We start from the raw sequence: 15,636 nt of genomic DNA, 5'->3' as shown, positions 1-15,636 counted from the left end.
GGCATATCAGTGGCGGCGGAATGGGGGGCATTCCGCCGCCACTGCTGGCCTAGCCGTCTATGCGACCTGAAGCGGCCAGAACTTTTGCCTAACCGACCGACGGGGCCGACGAAGGCGATGCCATGCTGTGCATCTGCTTCATGCAATCAGCAGCGTCGGCGCTGCTCATCTTCATCATGTCGCAGTCGCACGCCACCACTTGCGTGGTATCAGGCACCCAGACGCGCCGCTGTCCCTGGAGCGACGCACGCGGTCCATATTGCGGGACCGACTTCCACTCATAATGGCCGGACTGTTGGCTGTGGTCCGGTTGGCCGGCGAATGCGGCGACGGGTGCGGCAAGGGCTACGCCCAGCAGCGCATAGAAAACACGGTTCTTCATGACTGTAATCCTTTGGCAAATCATCGGGGTAGCCGCAGGTTGGACAGGAGGTTCGATACGCGACAGGCGCAACGACCCTTCCAGCCTTACGGCCGAGTTCGATCAGCCAAGGAGAGTCGGCGGTTCCGGTTCGGGAGCAAGGTCACTGCCGCGCAGGACAGTGGTGGTCGACCAGAAGGCCAGGGTCGGATCGGCCGCGCGCACCGCAAGCGTCGGTGCGTCATTGCGAACCGCCATGGGAATGACACAGCCCATCGCGGCGATGCAGGCGAGCGTCATGCCCTTGCAGGGTTTCTGCGCGGGCTGTTGTTGCTGCGTCATCATCTTCATGCAGTCTTCGGACATGCCGGAATCGGCCGTCCCGGTCATCGCCATCGATACGGACACTGCAGGCGGTGCTGACGCAAAGGCGGCTTCTTGGCCGAGCAGACCGATCAGGGCTCCGAGCAGGAGAAAGAGGGGAAGCGCACGTTTCACAGCTGTAACCGAATACGCCAATCTTGATCCAAGAGCAACGCCATGCTCATCCGCCGTGCCGCGCGTAGATAGTTTCGCGACCGGCACCAAAAGCAATGACATTGAAGGGTTGGGCCGGCTGTCCCGGAACTTCCATGCCTGGTGATCCGAGAGGCATGCCCGTTACGGCAAGACCGCTCACACCACGAGGACGCTGCGCGAGAACGCGCTTCATGTCCGCGATAGGGACGTGTCCCTCGAAAACCATGCCGTCGACGATCGCTGTATGACACGATGAAAGTCGAGCGGGCACGCCGTGCGTGCGCTGAAAGGCAGATCGTTGCTGATCATCGATTATGGCCACGCGCCGGCCGAATTGCTGGCGGACCTGGGCGGCCCATTTCTCGCAGCAACCACATCCTGGATCGCGATGGACTGTGATAGGTACAGCCGCGGCACTGGCGACCGAGACAGACGCGGCGAACGCAGCAAAAACGAGTTTCAGTGGCATATACACCTTCAGTTATCCCCCGCCCTTGGGCGGGGGAAAGTCTCTACTGCGCACGCTTGTGGTGAGCCCTTAGCCAGCCCTGCAGCTCGCCCACTTCCCGAGTCTGCTCGGTAATCGCCTTGGTCGCCATCGTTCGAACCTGCGCGTCCTTTGTGTCGCGCAAGACGATGCGTGACATCGCGATCGCGCCGCGATGATGCTCGATCATCTTGCGAACCCAGGTTTCCGTCGCGTCGCCGCCCATGGCGGACATCATCTTCTGATGCATCTCCATCTCGGCCGGCGGATACGGGTTGGCCGGCGTAGGGTTCATCATCTGGCCCATGTCCATCTTCGAATGGTCCATGCCCTGCATTTGCGCGATCGCGGGTGTGGTCAACAATCCGACGATCATGACGGCGATTATTTTCTTCACAATTCTCTCCTCATCGCCCCGCATTGTTAATACGCGCGAGCGCGCCAATACCCTCGCAAGCCTGCGCTAATTTTCGAGAATGGGATGGCGAAACCTACTTGCGGGCGAGAATAGCCTTCATCTCATCAATCTCGCGCCGCTGGGATTCCTCGATGCCACCGCACAGCCGGACGATTTCCGGGTCCTTCAAGGTCGCCTCGCGACACATGAGGATCGCCCCCGAATGGTGCGGGATCATCGAACGCAGGAATGCCGTGTCACCGATCGTCGTTTGCGTGCGGATCAGGGCGAACGATCCAGCAAATATCACAACCGAGCCGACCAGAAGAGCAGCATTGGCCACCTTTGATGGGAACATATGACCCATTGCGAGGATCATCAGCACCACCATCGGCGCGACCATCATCAGCGTCATGTAGACCATATTGAGATTATTGTAGAAGCTCCCCAAGCTGTCGATCATGACGAACATCACCAAATACATGATGATGCCGCCGACCAGCGTCTGCAGCGCGAGGCTTGCATAAGCATTCTTCATCATCGGTCGTCTCCTTTGGCCCCCGCCCAAGAATTCCCCATGTTCGTTCAGTTCTTGCGGCGGCGTTTTCGCGGCCAGCGAAAATACAAAAGGGCAGAACCAGCGATCGCGAGCGCAAGCCCCCCAGCGGCGAATCCAATCAGCCAAGGTGTGTTGAAATCCTCATGGTTCTTCCAGTCCATGATGTGGAGGCCCCAGAAGAAGTCGTAGAGACGCCAGGTGCCGTTCCTGACGGCGACGATTCGACCGCTGTTTTGCGCAACATAGATACGGGTCGCGTCGCGGTCCGGGAAATCGACCCGCCATGCCGGCAGCGTCGCCTTATATTCGGTGCTGGCGGTCAAAATGGCGCGTACGTTCGGCGTCGGCGCCACGCCGCGATAGGCTTGGACCGCGACTGCTCGCGCCATTGCAGCATTTAGAGGAGGGATGCGCTTTCCAGTCTCGGCATCCTGGAGCACTACCGCACCATCGGCCAGCTCGACCTCGGCGACCTCGCGTCCCAGCAGCAGACGATATCGGACCTCGCGCGCGGGTTTGTTCGCCTCGCGCAACACGATATCCAGCGGTGCACGGAGACGAGCTTGATCAAGCGTCGCTGGCGATACCCGCTCCACGAGACGTTCACCGCGAACCCGGTCGATCGGCAGCACGCTCATGATCAGGCCGCTGGCAAACCATAGCAAGAGCTGGACACCGATGATCAGAGCCAGCCAGCGGTGGACGCGGCTAGCCCCGACGTGGAGCCGAAGCCGGTTGCTCCTCAGAACCAGGTCCGCACGCCAATGACGAAACTGGTCGCCTTGACGCCTTTTCCATCGGCGCGGGCATAATCCGCAGTCTGCCCGAATTTTCGATCGTAGGACACGCCGATATAGGGCGCAAACTCACGTCGAATCTCATAGCGCAGGCGCAAGCCCAGCTCCGCGTTGGAGAGGCCCGACCCGATCCGGGTTTCGGGCACATCCTGGGCCGAAAGATTCAATTCGACGCGGGGCTGAAGGATCAAACGCTGCGTGAGGCGCTGATCGTAATAGCCCTCGATCCGTCCCAGCACCTCGCCCTTGTTCGATAGAAACACGGCTGCTTCTGTTTCGAACCAGTAAGGCGCGACGCCCTCGATGCCGATCGTTGCGTAGGTGCGGGAGGGATTGGGCTTGAAATCGTAGCGGACACCCGCCTGCACATTCCAGTAGGGATCGAGTGCGCGACTGTAGAGCGCCTGAACTTCGGCGCTATCGACGCCTTCTCGAAAAGCCCCCTCGCCCTCGGTCTTTACGACGAGCCGATCGAGATCCTTGCCGAACCACGCTTCGCCATCCCACCGATAGCCATCGCGACCATTTCGGACCTGATATTCGGCCAGGTTGAACAGGATCATCGAGGATGTGCTGCCGCCATGTTCGTTGTGCAACATAGCGCGGGAATCGGCCATCGCGCCGTTCTGGTAAATCCGATCCGCATAATGATCGCTCGGCGGCAATGGTGCCGGCGCGTTGCCCGGTACAAGGCTCGTGCCCCCTGCCCCATGCCCCGCCATCTGCCCATCCATCGCCATCCCGGGCATCGACGACATGTCATGCTCCATCGGCTGACCACTTCCAGCAGCAGGCATATTCATGCCGGGCATATCATGTTTCATAGCGCCACCCGCCGTGTCCGGCATTGTCATGCCAGGCATGCTCGACATGTCATGTCCGGCATGGGGATCGGCCTTCGGAGATGCCTCGCTTCCCGTCTTTCCCGACATATCCATTCCGGGCATGGTGCCCATTCCCGACATGTCGTGGGCGGCGGCATTGGGTTTCGCCGCAGGTGTCGCGCGCCTGGCGGGTGTTGGTCTGGTAGCCGGCTTGGCCGACGTTTTGCGCTTGGCGGGCGTAGCGGGCTTTGCTGCAGGCCTTTTCTTCGCGGGCGCCTTGGCTGCAGGCATGTTCATGCCCGGCATATTCTGCATGGATTGCGCGCTCGCCGGTACTGCGAAAGCGAGCGGCGCGGCGCTGATCAGGAGAAGAAGCGACTTCATGCGGCTTCTCCCCGGGGACGGACAGAGACTACGCGCATCATCCCGGCGTGCATGTGGTAGAGCATATGGCAGTGGAAGGCCCAATCTCCGACGGCGTTGGCGGTGAGATCGAAGCTCACCTTGCCGCCCGGCGCGACGTTCACCGTGTGCTTGCGCGGCGAATATTCGCCATGGCCCGTGACCAGCTCGAAAAAATGTCCGTGAAGATGGATCGGGTGCGACATCATCGTGTCGTTCACCAGCGTGACACGCACCCGTTCATTTTCGAGAAACGGAATCGGCTCCCGCTTGTCGCTCAGCTTCACGCCGTCGAACGACCACATATAGCGTTCCATGTTTCCGGTCAGATGAATCTCCATTGCGCGGTCGGGTGCCCGCACGTCGGGATTGCGGTCGACCGCCATGAGATCGCGATAGACCAGAACACGGTGCCCGACATCGTCAAGGCCCTGTCCGGGCTCTCCCGTGCGATCCATCGGCATAGGAGAGATCGTCTGCACGCCAGGCCCCATCTTGACCTGCGGGGCTTTGCTGGCGTCGCGCATATTCATGCCGCCCATTCCGCCCATCGCCATGCCGCCCATCGCGTCGCCGGCAGGCGCACCCATTCCAGGCATGTTCGCCATCGAACCATCGGCCGGCTTGTCCATTGCGGGCATCGAGGCCCCGGATTCCATGTTCATTCCAGCCATACCGCCTGCGGCGGCCCCGCTTGCCGACATGTCATGTTCCATCGCTGAGTGGTCCATGCCTTGCATGCCACCCATATCCATGTCCCCCATGCCCATGTCTTTCATATTAGCGAGGGGACGTTTGCGTAGCGCAGGCACTTCAGCTGCCATGCCTTCGCGCGGAGCCAAGGTTGCGCGGGCCATGCCCGACCGATCGACGGATTCGCCGACCAGCGTATAGGCGCGATCATCAGTCGGTGTGACGATGACGTCGTAAGTCTCGGCCACCGCGATCTGGAACTCGTCAACCTCGACAGGCCTGACGTTGAGCCCGTCGGCCTGAACGACCGTAAGTTTGAGGCCGGGAATCCTGACATTGAATGTCGTCATCGCAGAGGCGTTGACGAAACGCAGCCGGACGCGCTCGCCGGGCCGGAAGAGCGCAGTCCAATTGTCCTGCGGGCCATGCCCGTTCACAAGGTATGTATAGGTCGAACCCGTGACATCGGAAACGTCGGTCGGGTCCATACGCATATTGCCCCAGTCGAGACGTTCCTTGAGTGGTTGGTCTTTCTTGGCCAGCAGACCGGCCAGCGTTTGGCGCTGATAGTTGAAATAGCCCCCGCCGACCTGCTTGAGCTTCCGGAAAATCGCGTGGGGGTGCATCTGGCTATGGTCGGACAGCACGACGACATGCTCGCGATCCGAGCGGATCGGGTCCTCGCCTTCCGGATCGATGACGATCGGCCCATAATGGCCCATCTGCTCCTGCAACCCCGAATGACTATGATACCAGTAGGTCCCCGCCTGCACGATCGGGAACTCATAGACGAAGGTCGACTTGGGCTTGATGCCGGGAAAGCTGATCCCGGGCACGCCATCAAACTGGAATGGTACGAGTAAGCCATGCCAGTGGATCGAGCTGTCTTCGTCGAGATCGTTGATCACCGACAGGCGCGCCGTCTGGCCCTGGCGCAGCCGGATGAGGGGTGCCGGCACCGTGCCGTTGATGCCAATGGCATGGCTTGCCCGGCCATCGATCATCATCATCTGATGGGCGATTTTGAGCGTGATGTCGTTCCCGGTGACGATCGGGAGCGGCTTCACGATCCCGGCCGAAACGGGCTGAGCCCATGCCGGCATCCAGGCCGACAATGCCAGACCACCGCCGGTCAATGCGGCACCGCGGAAAAGGTCGCGGCGGTTCAATACCGGGGGCATAGTATCTCCTTGTTCAACATGCAGCACTCCGGGTCCGCAAAGGCGCTCGAGCGCGGTATCTCTCTGTCCTTACGCGCGAGCGGGGCGCACCCCTCATTCCTCGGCCAAGATTTCCGCAAGGCGCGACCGCGCACGGTAAAGGCGCGTCTCGACCGCCTTGCCACTTATCGAGAGCGCAGTTGCCGCTTCCGACTGATTCAGCCCTTCGACTGTGCGGAGCAACAGAACTTCCCGCAACGAGACCGGTAGCGCGCTAATTGCGGCGGCCATTCGTTTGATCTCCATTTTTGAGTCGGCGCTGGCATGCGCGGAGGGTGCATCATCCGGCACTTGTTCGATCTCGGCGTCGGACGCTGCATAACCGAAGGTGAAAAGCTGCCGCACCTTCTGGCGGCGGTGCCAGTCGCGGCATTTGTTAATCGCGATCCGGGACAGCCAAGCCCGGAGCGGCCGCGCGCCATCATATTTTCGCAGATGGCTGAACGCGGAGACGAAGCAGTCCTGGGTGAGGTCTAGCGCGTCCTCGGCATTCCCCACCAGGCCGCGTACCAGTCGAAATATCGCAGCCTGGTGCCGATGCATGATCTCTGCGAAGGCCGGCTGCCGACCCGCGAGCGTTAGCGCCGCAAGTTCACCGTCCGAGCACGCGCGAAGATCCAGACTCACCGTGCATCGTCGGTGAGCGCATGTACCACCGCCTGATCGAAGGTCTTGGCCTGATCAGGGCGCAAGATCTGGCGCATCGCGAAGATATGGCCAAGCGTTTCCTTCTGCAGCTCGCCCATCGCCTGATGCGACTGATCGACGGCCGCCGTGACACCCGGTCCGTTGCCATGTTCGGCTTCGATCGCGGCCGCGAGACGCGCGTTGTCCGCTCTCAGTTCGAGCTCCAGCGCGCGACGACGCACGGCAAAGCGCTGCTCAAGCAGTTCGATCTGCGCCTTCTGACGGTCGTCCAGGTCGAGCTTGCTGTGCAACACGTCGTGGAGTTCGACACCGGCCGCCTTGGGCTGGGGGAAGAAGTGACGCCCAAGGAAGACGCCCGCAACGGCTGCGACGAAGGCGACGACAGCTACCAAAACAAGCAACTTTGCCTTCATTGAGAGCCTACCAGCAGCGTCGAGGGGGCAAGCGGATTGGATGGCCCGAACGGCGAGAGCGTAACCGATGCCTCGGCAGGCGGCGTAAATCCGTTGCTGGCGATACCGAGCAGCACTGCTCCAAAGGCGGCCACTGCACCAAACCGGAGTTGAGAAGCGGCCGAAACCTGCGGCAATGCCGCAATGCGTTGGAACACGGCCTCCTCCAGACCGATCAGGCCCGGATGATCCGGTTCATTGCGCAAGCGGGTCAAAAGCCCATCCAAGTCTGTTTTCATCGCAAATCCCAATCTCTATCTGTTCAGCGCGCTGGCACGAGTGCCGCCCCCTCTGCCGTTCGCTCAACCGGCCCTCAGGGATTGCGTGCCCCGCGGTCGGTTTGGCTGAACGGCGACCTGTCGGCAGGCGGACACATTGTTACGGCATCATCTTTTTCATGCCAGGCATATCCTTCATCATCGCGTCATGGTCTTCAGGCGCACTGGCAAGTGCTGCCTGATATTGCGCCGGGGTCATCTTGGGCAGTTGCCGCACGAAAGCCACCATGTCCCAAATCAATTCGTCGCTATGCGTTTTACCCCAAGCCGGCATCGCAGTCAGCTTGACCCCATGCTTGATGATCCAGAATTGCTCCTTTGCCGATCTCTGTGGCTCCCGGAAAAGCTCGGGAGCCTTGGGATAAAGGCCTTGGCTGATCTCGGACTTTTCCAGCCCCGGTGCGAGATGGCAGCCGCTGCACATCTCGGTGTAAAGTCCTGCGCCGCTCTGCAGCCGTTTCACGTCCGCTAGGTTGGCTGGGACGCCCACGTTGCGAGCCCGGACGGCGATCGAGCGATCACGAAGCTGCTCTATCAGCCAATAGACCGGTCTGGTGTGCGGCGAATCCGCCCCGATGTCATAGGCGCCCACATATACGACAATCCCAGCCAGTGCACCGCCGACCAGCGCCGCGACCGCGATGAACGGGCCGCTCGGAAAATGTTTCCGAAGCCATGCCTTCCTTGAATCTTCCATCGCGTCCTCCCCAGCCAAAAAGCTCTCAGTCGATTGGTGATGTCGCACCCATCCACTTGATCATACGCGCGGCGAGCTTCCACCCCTCATCCGCCGCGCAGGTCTGCGGCGCACACCAGTGGCGCCCCGAATTCGAAGAAATCGTGCCCGTCGGATGAGGGGTCACGGTGCGCGGTGCGTAAATCGCTTTGTCGGCAGTATCGCCACCCATGGAGAAATCGATGTTTCGTAAAACTGCTTTTGCCGTCGCCATGGCGGCGTCTGTGTTCGCCGCTACCGCTGTTCAGGCGCACCCCAAACTCACCAATGCCACGCCCGCGGCCGATGCCGCCGTTTCGGCTCCGGCCAGAATTCAGCTCGTCTTTTCCGCAGCACTGGTCGCGCAATTTTCCGGGATCGACCTGACGATGACCGAAATGCCCGGCATGAAGATGGGGCCGATGAAGATGAACGGTGTCAAGGCGACCGTGGCCGCAGATGGCAAGACGCTCGTAGCCACGCTTGCCAAGCCGCTGCCGGTTGGAACCTACAAGGTCGACTATCACGTCGTCTCTACCGACACCCATCGCATTCAGGGCAGCTATACCTTCAAGGTCCAGTAAGAGCGTGCCGGACATCATAGCGATTGCGGTCAGGCTAGGGCTTTATCTCGATCTCATGCTGCTTTTCGGGTTGCCGATGTTCGGCCTATATACGTTACGCGGGACCGAGCGAGCATCCGGCTCGGTCCTGCGCTTTCGCTCGGTGTTGGCGACGATCGCGCTCGCCGGCATCGTATTATCGATCTTGGGCATGATAGCCTTGGCTGCCTCGATGGGCGGTGTGCCGGTCGATCAAGTGGACCGCGCCACTGTCAATCTTTTGATATCGGGCACAGCGATCGGCACCGTCTGGCAAGTTCGGGTGGCAGCACTCTTACTGGTCCTGTACTTTTCCATTGTCGGGTGGCGACGCCCTGCATTCGCGCTCTGGTCAGTTTCAGTAACGGCAGCGATCGCTCTCGCGACTTTGGCCTGGACTGGTCACGGCGCAGATGATGAAGGGTTGTGGGGATGGATCCATCTTGGCGCCGACATCACTCATCTGTTGGCCGCAGGCATATGGATTGGAGCGCTCTCCGCCCTGTGCCTGCTCATTTTTCGCCCAGCGGCCCGCATGGCGATCGATCATGTCCACCTGTCTCACCGGGCGTTGGAGGGCTTCGCAAAGGTAGGATCGATCGTCGTGGGTCTGCTCATCCTGTCAGGCTTCATCAACAGTTGGATCCTGGTAGGACCGTCCAACCTGGCGGCGCTTTTTACGAGCCTCTACGGCATGTTGCTGGCAGTGAAACTGGTGCTGTTCGGCGCGATGCTGTTCTTGGCCGCCGCTAATCGCTTCTTCCTTACCCCTGCCCTGGCGGGAGCGATCGAAACCGGGGAAATATCATCGGCGATCGGGTCACTTCGCCGCAGTCTCATTGTCGAGAGCGGCTGTGCGCTCACCATTCTCGCGCTTGTTGCCTGGTTGGGATTATTGGCCCCCCCTGCTTCGGGGATGTAGACATGCTGCCTACGGCAAAGCACGCGATATGGCCTTGATTGCTTTAAGGCCCGAACCGAACCGGGCAATCGCCTCTCTGTGGCGCTCGAGCTCGCCATAGGGAAGATAGGCAATCTCAAGATCTGCGATGCGACTGAATGCTGGCCGCGCGAGTTGTGCCCGCACTTCGCTCTCCCGTGCATCGGGGGCCACAAGGAACAGTCCGGCTGTGGCGTGCAGTTCGCTCCCGCTCAAGGCAAGGTCGAGCATCCGGACGATGCCCGAATAAATCGACGTCGAATGCTCGACTTCGAAGGCGGCCGTGACTCGGTCCCCGCCTCGCTCGAGCCAAAGCACATCGATAAGGCGGATGGCATCAGCGCCGGTCGATGTTGAAATTGAAGCTGGCAGGCTCTCAAGACACCCGTCCCCCAAGCGCACGCCATCGTGAAGTCGCCCCCGATCGTTGGATGCTATCCAGATATCGTAGCCCAACGCACGGCCTATATCGCGGAGCCAAGCCTGGATTTCCGAATGGGTTCGATCGCTCTCTCCCTGTTTCTGAAGGGCCTTGTTGAGCGTTTGCGCTTCGGCCCTGGCCTGTTCGAGACGGACCGCCCACGATCCTACCGTCTGGTCTTCCTCGTCACGCGGCGGCGCCGGGTAGCGGCCCGAGCCGATATCGAACAGGAGGCCGCCAATGGCGCCGAGATCGTTCGACAGCAGATCGCGAAACCGTTCGTTCAGGTCCAGCACACCCGAGCGCATCGCGAGAAAATGCTGCCAGCTTCCGAGCTTCACCCTGCCACCGGTCAGCTTGTTATAGCCGTTGACGATCGCCGTGTTGAACGGCGGCACGAGGGTCGGATGCAGGAAGTAGAGGAGATTGGCGACCGCAGGCCCAAGCCCCTTGATGTTCAGCCGATCGATCGTGTGAATACCTGCAATGATTTCTTCGGCAGTGTCGCAACAGGCGCAGTGATCGAGCAACCGGCCGAACGCGCGTTGGTTCGCTGGATTTTCATAGATGTCAGGGATGCGCAATTTGGGCTTCCAGAGAAACGCATGGTCAGCGCCTTTGAATATCTGCCTCTGCTCCGCGACTGAATGAACGACCGTTTCCAGCGAAGAGCCCCGATAGGCCACGCCAAACCGACCGTCTTCGATCTCTGCCACTACCTGAGCCAGACCACGCCGGATCGAACGGAAGTTTTTGATGCGCTCGTCCCAAAGAAACCAGCTTTGATAGGTCGCGTTGGGGTCTTCCTTCCATCGTTGGATCAGTTGCCGCGCAAGCAATTCAAATTCCGCCAAACCCCGTTCCCCCACTCACGTCGATCTTCTCCAACGCTAGCACTCCGCCCCGTATACGAACAGTTTTTGCGCGGCCGCCCAGGACGAAAGGCGGCCCGCGTCATCTGATGTCGTCGGGAATATGCATCAGCAGGTCACGGGTGTAGTCGATCAGAAGATCGCCAACGGTTGCCCCGTAAAGCGCGAGAAACAAGATGAACGCCAGGAGCTTGGGGACGAAGCTCACGGTCTGTTCGTTGATCGACGTCGCGGCCTGGATCATGGAGATAATGAGTCCGACCACCAACATGATTATAAGCGGTGGTCCAGCGACGAGCATCATCACCCAAAGCGCTCTGCCCATCGAAACCGAAAAAGGGCTGTAGGTCTCCATCTCTCCCCCGTCGATGATGGTGTCGTCGCCCCCCTGACGTTGCGACCAGTGGTTGTTGCGGGGGCGAGCAACATGGTGCGCGATCGGGTTTATACCCGTCCGTCTGCCCCACATCCGCTCGCCCCCGCGCCACGCTGCGACCCGTGGGCACCTGAGTTGTCCATCCTGCTTGGCGATGGTCTTCATCTGAATTTACGCAGCGACGCGGTTTACCCCTCGCGACCCACCGCTTTTTTTCGAAGAACGCGCAGGCTTTCGAGGGAAGAAGGGGCGTGCCGCGTAATAGGAGTGACGAGCGAGGTCAGCGAAAGGCAGGCATGTACGACTGCGTAATCATCGGAGGCGGCCCCGCGGGGCTGACAGCAGCCACCTACCTGGCCCGGTTTCTGCGTTCTACGCTGGTGATCGACGCTGGCGACGGCCGCGCCACCCGCATCCCGACGACACATAACCTCCTCGGTTTTCCAGACGGTATCTCAGGCGAAGATTTGCTTGTCCGTATGCATCGACATGCTGCGCAGTACGGTGCCGAATTGGTCACTGGGGTCGTCGATCGCATCGACCGGGTCGGGACGGGTTTCGTCGTCCATACGAATGCCAAGACTTTCAGCGCACGGACAATATTGCTTGCGCAAGGCGTGACAAATCATCGACCGCGAATGGCGCAGGAAACGCATGATCGAGGCGTCGCCCAAGGACTGATACGCTATTGCCCGATCTGCGACGGCTATGAGGTCCGCGGCAAGCGAGTGGCTGTGTTGGGTTGCTCCGACCATGGCGCGGCCGAGGCTCTGTTCGTTCGCCGCTACAGCGACACCGTGACCTTGCTCGCCCAAGACAGTTCGCAACTGTCGGTATCCGAGACGGCAAATCTCGCTCGAGGCGGTATTGCCGTCAAACGCGCTCCGGTTCGGGATCTGTCAATTGATGGAGAAATCCTGCTCGCAAATCTGACGGATGGCCAATTGCTCCATTTCGACACCCTTTATGTTGCCCTCGGAACCTCTCCTCGCTCGGAATTGGCGCGAACTGCTGGCGCAGAGCTGAGCCCGACAGGTTGCGTCGTCGTCGATGAGCACCAGCAAACGACGGTCGCCGGCCTGTTTGCTGCCGGCGACATGGTTGAAGGGCTGGATCAAATTGCCGTGGCGGCAGGTCAGGCGGCTAAGGCCGCGACGGCCATCCACAATCTGTTGTCGGGCTAAGGCGGCAGCGCTGGGTGAGCCAAGCAAAAAAATAAGTGGGTCGGGCTTGACCCTGACATGATGTCAGACCCCAGATTGCATTTCGTCGATAAGGAGACGAGCCTGTGACTGACCCTGTTCCTGCTAGCAATTCGGGCGCCCACAGCTGCTGCGCCGGCAAGCACGGCGAAGGCAGCGACACGAAGACGGCCAAGGATCCGGTTTGTGGCATGATGGTCGATCCGGCCGCAACGCCTCATCATGCCTCGCATCACGGCGAGGACTATCATTTCTGTAGCGCAGGCTGTCGCACCAAGTTTGTCACCGACCCCAAGCGGTATCTGTCGGGCGAGGGCAACACGGCCGCGGTCGCAGCGCCGGGTGCGATCTGGACGTGCCCCATGCACCCGGAAATTCGTCGCGATGGTCCGGGCACCTGCCCGATCTGCGGCATGGCGCTCGAACCCGAAGAGCCGTCGCTTGATGATGCTCCCAATCCTGAGCTGGTCGACTTCACCCGGAGAACCTGGGTGGCTGCTGTTCTTGCCATCCCGCTGCTGGCAATCTCAATGGTCGCGGAGATGCTCGGCATGGATTTCGTGCCGCCGACATGGTCGTCCTGGGTGCAACTCGCGCTGACGGCGCCGATCGTCCTGTGGGCAGGCTGGCCATTCTTCCAGCGCGGTTGGACTTCGATCGCGACATGGCACCTCAACATGTTCACGCTCGTGGCGATCGGCGTCGGCGCGGCGTTCGCCTATAGCGTGGTCGCCACTGTAGCGCCGGGTCTGTTTCCACCCTCCTTCCAGATGCACGGGATCGTGCCCGTTTATTACGAGGCGGCAGGCGTCGTGGTGACGCTGGTCCTGCTCGGACAGGTGCTCGAACTGCGAGCTCGAGCTGCGACCGGTCGCGCGATCCGTGCGCTGATGGATCTTGCGCCCAAGACCGCTCGGCGGATCGATGCCGAGGGCAAAGAAGTGGAGGTAGATCTCGCCGAAGTGATGGCCGGCGACCATGCCCGCGTGCGCCCAGGCGAGGCGGTGCCGGTCGACGGCGTTGTTATAGACGGGCGCTCGTCGGTCGACGAGTCCATGATAACGGGAGAACCTGCCCCCGTCCTCAAGGAGAAGGACGCAACTGTCACGGGCGGCACCGTCAATGGCACGGGAACGCTGTTGATCGAGGCGCGCGCGGTCGGGACGGATACGGTCTTGGCGCGGATCGTGAAGATGGTTGCGGAAGCCCAGCGCAGTCGCGCGCCGATCCAGGCGGTTGCTGACCGCGTATCGGGCTGGTTCGTGCCGCTCGTCGTCGCGATCGCGATCGCGACATTCATTGTCTGGAATTTCGTCGGTCCTGAGCCGCGCTTTGGTCATGCCCTGCTCAATGCGATCGCCGTGCTCATCATCGCCTGTCCCTGTGCGCTCGGCCTGGCGACGCCAATGTCGATCATGGTAGGAACCGGCCGCGGCGCGCGCGCCGGTGTGCTCGTCAAGGATGCCGAAGCGCTGCAAATGATGGAGAAGGTCGACACGCTGGTGATCGACAAGACCGGCACGCTGACCGAAGGCCGCCCGGCCCTTACGACCATCGAGTTGGCTGAGGGGTATGAGCACAACATGGTGTTGTCGGCCGCAGCCGCTGTAGAAGCCCTATCGGAACATCCGCTTGCCCAGGCCATCGTCGAAGCCGCGCGTAAAGCCGAGCTTCCGATTGCGAAAGTCGAGCAGTTCGAGTCCCAGACCGGGCTTGGTGTCAGTGGCAAGGCCGACGGGCGCGACGTGGTGGTCGGCAATGCCGAACAAATGCGTCGCGTTGGCGTGGATCCGTCGTCCTTTGATAACGTAGCCGACAAGCACCGCAGTGAGGGCGCGGGCGTGATGCTCGTAGCGATCGATGGCCACCTGGTCGGCCTCCTCGTGGTCGCAGATCCGATTAAGCCATCGGCGGCCTCCGCGATCGCCGCCCTGCGCGAGGAAGGGCTGCGGATCGTGATGCTGACCGGCGACGCGAGAGCGACAGCCGATGCCGTGGCGCGGGCGATCGGCGGCATTGACGAAGTCCATGCCGGGCTGAAGCCCGAGGACAAGGCCCGCATCATTGGTGAACTCAAAGCAAAAGGCGCAGTGGTCGCGATGGCCGGCGACGGGATCAACGACGCCCCGGCGCTGGCGGCGGCGGATGTCGGCGTCGCCATGGGCACCGGGACTGACGTCGCCATCGAGAGCGCGGGCATGACACTGACCAAGGGCGATCTCGCCGCGATGGTTCGTGCACGCCGGCTCGCGGTCGCCACCATGCGCAACATCCGGCAGAACCTGTTCTTCTCGTTCGTCTTCAACGGGGTCGGCGTACCGATCGCTGCCGGTATCCTCTACCCCATCGCCGGCATCTTACTGTCGCCGATGATCGCTGGCGCCGCGATGGCACTGTCGAGCTTCACGGTGGTGACCAATGCGCTCAGACTCAACCGGGCCAGGCTATGAAGATCGGCGAGGCATCGAGCGCCAGCGGCGTTTCGCAGCGCATGATTCGCCATTATGAGAAGATCGGCCTGATCGGTGCCGCGCCGCGCCGCCAGTCTGGCTATCGCGATTATTCCGATGCCGATCTCCATCGACTACGGTTCATTGCCAATGCCCGCGACCTGGGCTTTCCGATCGAGGATATTCGGTCGCTGCTCAGCTTGTGGTCAGACGGTACGCGTGAAAGTGCCGACGTAAAGCACATCGCATTGACCCGTGCCGACGAATTGCATCGCAAGGCGCTTGGATTAGAGGCACTCAGAAGGTCGCTGCTGGACCTCGCCGAGCGTTGCAACGGGGACGAAAGGCCAGATTGTCCGATCATCGACGCATTACAAACCAAATGATCAGGCCTAGCTTGCACACTGATAGGCCATCGATC

Annotated in this window: 19 protein-coding genes; 5 read left to right on the top strand and 14 right to left on the bottom strand. The window is 61.1% G+C overall.

Translation table 11 applies throughout. The features are described 5' to 3' along the window. Positions 1 to 88: 88 nt before the first annotated feature. From F9288_RS21815 to F9288_RS21760, 12 genes are all read right to left on the bottom strand, one after another. The gene (locus tag F9288_RS21815; RefSeq protein WP_174839331.1) at positions 89 to 382 is read right to left on the bottom strand and encodes a hypothetical protein; all 294 of its coding nucleotides are present in this window, start codon (positions 380 to 382) and stop codon (positions 89 to 91) included. A gap of 102 nt (positions 383 to 484) precedes the next feature. Beyond that, positions 485 to 880, bottom strand: coding sequence for a hypothetical protein (locus F9288_RS21810; RefSeq protein ID WP_254621239.1), 396 nt, complete (start codon positions 878 to 880; stop codon positions 485 to 487). A 25-nt stretch (positions 881 to 905) separates the two neighbouring features. Beyond that, positions 906 to 1,349: a DUF411 domain-containing protein gene (locus tag F9288_RS21805; protein ID WP_174839360.1), complete on the bottom strand. Its 444-nt coding sequence runs from the start codon at positions 1,347 to 1,349 to the stop codon at positions 906 to 908. A 43-nt stretch (positions 1,350 to 1,392) separates the two neighbouring features. Next, positions 1,393 to 1,788: a DUF305 domain-containing protein gene (locus F9288_RS21800; RefSeq protein WP_174839330.1), complete on the bottom strand. Its 396-nt coding sequence runs from the start codon at positions 1,786 to 1,788 to the stop codon at positions 1,393 to 1,395. A gap of 70 nt (positions 1,789 to 1,858) precedes the next feature. Beyond that, complete coding sequence (locus tag F9288_RS21795) at positions 1,859 to 2,305, bottom strand: DUF305 domain-containing protein (protein WP_174839329.1); 447 nt, start codon at positions 2,303 to 2,305, stop codon at positions 1,859 to 1,861. Between the two features lie 44 nt (positions 2,306 to 2,349). Continuing rightward, positions 2,350 to 2,988 carry a hypothetical protein gene (locus F9288_RS21790; RefSeq protein ID WP_254621238.1) on the bottom strand — a complete coding sequence of 213 codons (639 nt, stop codon included), beginning with the start codon at positions 2,986 to 2,988 and terminating at the stop codon, positions 2,350 to 2,352. 77 nt (positions 2,989 to 3,065) lie between these two features. Continuing rightward, positions 3,066 to 4,328 (bottom strand): copper resistance protein B, encoded by a 1,263-nt coding sequence (locus F9288_RS21785; protein WP_174839328.1) that lies wholly within the window; start codon positions 4,326 to 4,328, stop codon positions 3,066 to 3,068. Continuing rightward, entirely contained in the window at positions 4,325 to 6,220 is a 1,896-nt protein-coding gene (locus tag F9288_RS21780) for a copper resistance system multicopper oxidase (RefSeq protein ID WP_174839327.1), read from the bottom strand. Before F9288_RS21780 ends, F9288_RS21785 begins: the two co-directional genes overlap by 4 nt. Positions 6,221 to 6,313: 93 nt before the next feature. Beyond that, entirely contained in the window at positions 6,314 to 6,886 is a 573-nt protein-coding gene (locus F9288_RS21775; protein WP_174839326.1) for an RNA polymerase sigma factor, read from the bottom strand. Continuing rightward, the gene (locus tag F9288_RS21770) at positions 6,883 to 7,320 is read right to left on the bottom strand and encodes a periplasmic heavy metal sensor (protein ID WP_174839325.1); all 438 of its coding nucleotides are present in this window, start codon (positions 7,318 to 7,320) and stop codon (positions 6,883 to 6,885) included. Before F9288_RS21770 ends, F9288_RS21775 begins: the two co-directional genes overlap by 4 nt. Continuing rightward, positions 7,317 to 7,598 (bottom strand): hypothetical protein, encoded by a 282-nt coding sequence (locus F9288_RS21765; protein WP_174839324.1) that lies wholly within the window; start codon positions 7,596 to 7,598, stop codon positions 7,317 to 7,319. The genes F9288_RS21770 and F9288_RS21765 overlap by 4 nt, the downstream gene beginning before the upstream one ends. Positions 7,599 to 7,737: 139 nt before the next feature. Beyond that, positions 7,738 to 8,334 (bottom strand): cytochrome c, encoded by a 597-nt coding sequence (locus F9288_RS21760; RefSeq protein WP_174839323.1) that lies wholly within the window; start codon positions 8,332 to 8,334, stop codon positions 7,738 to 7,740. 209 nt (positions 8,335 to 8,543) lie between these two features. On the opposite strand from F9288_RS21760, the gene copC reads away from it, so the two are divergent. Beyond that, complete coding sequence (copC, locus tag F9288_RS21755; protein WP_254621237.1) at positions 8,544 to 8,936, top strand: copper homeostasis periplasmic binding protein CopC; 393 nt, start codon at positions 8,544 to 8,546, stop codon at positions 8,934 to 8,936. 4 nt (positions 8,937 to 8,940) lie between these two features. Then, on the top strand, positions 8,941 to 9,876 hold the full coding sequence (gene copD, locus F9288_RS21750) for a copper homeostasis membrane protein CopD (protein ID WP_174839322.1): 936 nt from the start codon (positions 8,941 to 8,943) through the stop codon (positions 9,874 to 9,876). A gap of 9 nt (positions 9,877 to 9,885) precedes the next feature. Here copD and F9288_RS21745 read toward each other — a convergent pair whose 3' ends face one another. Together F9288_RS21745 and F9288_RS21740 are read right to left on the bottom strand one after the other, a co-directional pair. Further along, entirely contained in the window at positions 9,886 to 11,169 is a 1,284-nt protein-coding gene (locus F9288_RS21745; protein ID WP_174839321.1) for a type II restriction endonuclease, read from the bottom strand. Between the two features lie 100 nt (positions 11,170 to 11,269). Then, positions 11,270 to 11,542, bottom strand: coding sequence for a flagellar biosynthetic protein FliQ (locus F9288_RS21740; RefSeq protein ID WP_149524083.1), 273 nt, complete (start codon positions 11,540 to 11,542; stop codon positions 11,270 to 11,272). Between the two features lie 317 nt (positions 11,543 to 11,859). On the opposite strand from F9288_RS21740, the gene F9288_RS21735 reads away from it, so the two are divergent. From F9288_RS21735 to F9288_RS21725, 3 genes are all read left to right on the top strand, one after another. Continuing rightward, complete coding sequence (locus tag F9288_RS21735; protein ID WP_174839320.1) at positions 11,860 to 12,747, top strand: NAD(P)/FAD-dependent oxidoreductase; 888 nt, start codon at positions 11,860 to 11,862, stop codon at positions 12,745 to 12,747. A gap of 209 nt (positions 12,748 to 12,956) precedes the next feature. Then, complete coding sequence (locus tag F9288_RS21730; protein ID WP_254621253.1) at positions 12,957 to 15,215, top strand: heavy metal translocating P-type ATPase; 2,259 nt, start codon at positions 12,957 to 12,959, stop codon at positions 15,213 to 15,215. Further along, the gene (locus F9288_RS21725) at positions 15,212 to 15,601 is read left to right on the top strand and encodes a MerR family transcriptional regulator (protein WP_174839318.1); all 390 of its coding nucleotides are present in this window, start codon (positions 15,212 to 15,214) and stop codon (positions 15,599 to 15,601) included. Before F9288_RS21730 ends, F9288_RS21725 begins: the two co-directional genes overlap by 4 nt. Positions 15,602 to 15,636: the final 35 nt, after the last annotated feature.

The sequence above is a fragment of the Sphingomonas sp. CL5.1 genome (assembly GCF_013344685.1).
Lineage (GTDB): Bacteria > Pseudomonadota > Alphaproteobacteria > Sphingomonadales > Sphingomonadaceae > Sphingomonas.
This window is presented reverse-complemented; position numbering and strand designations above follow the sequence as displayed.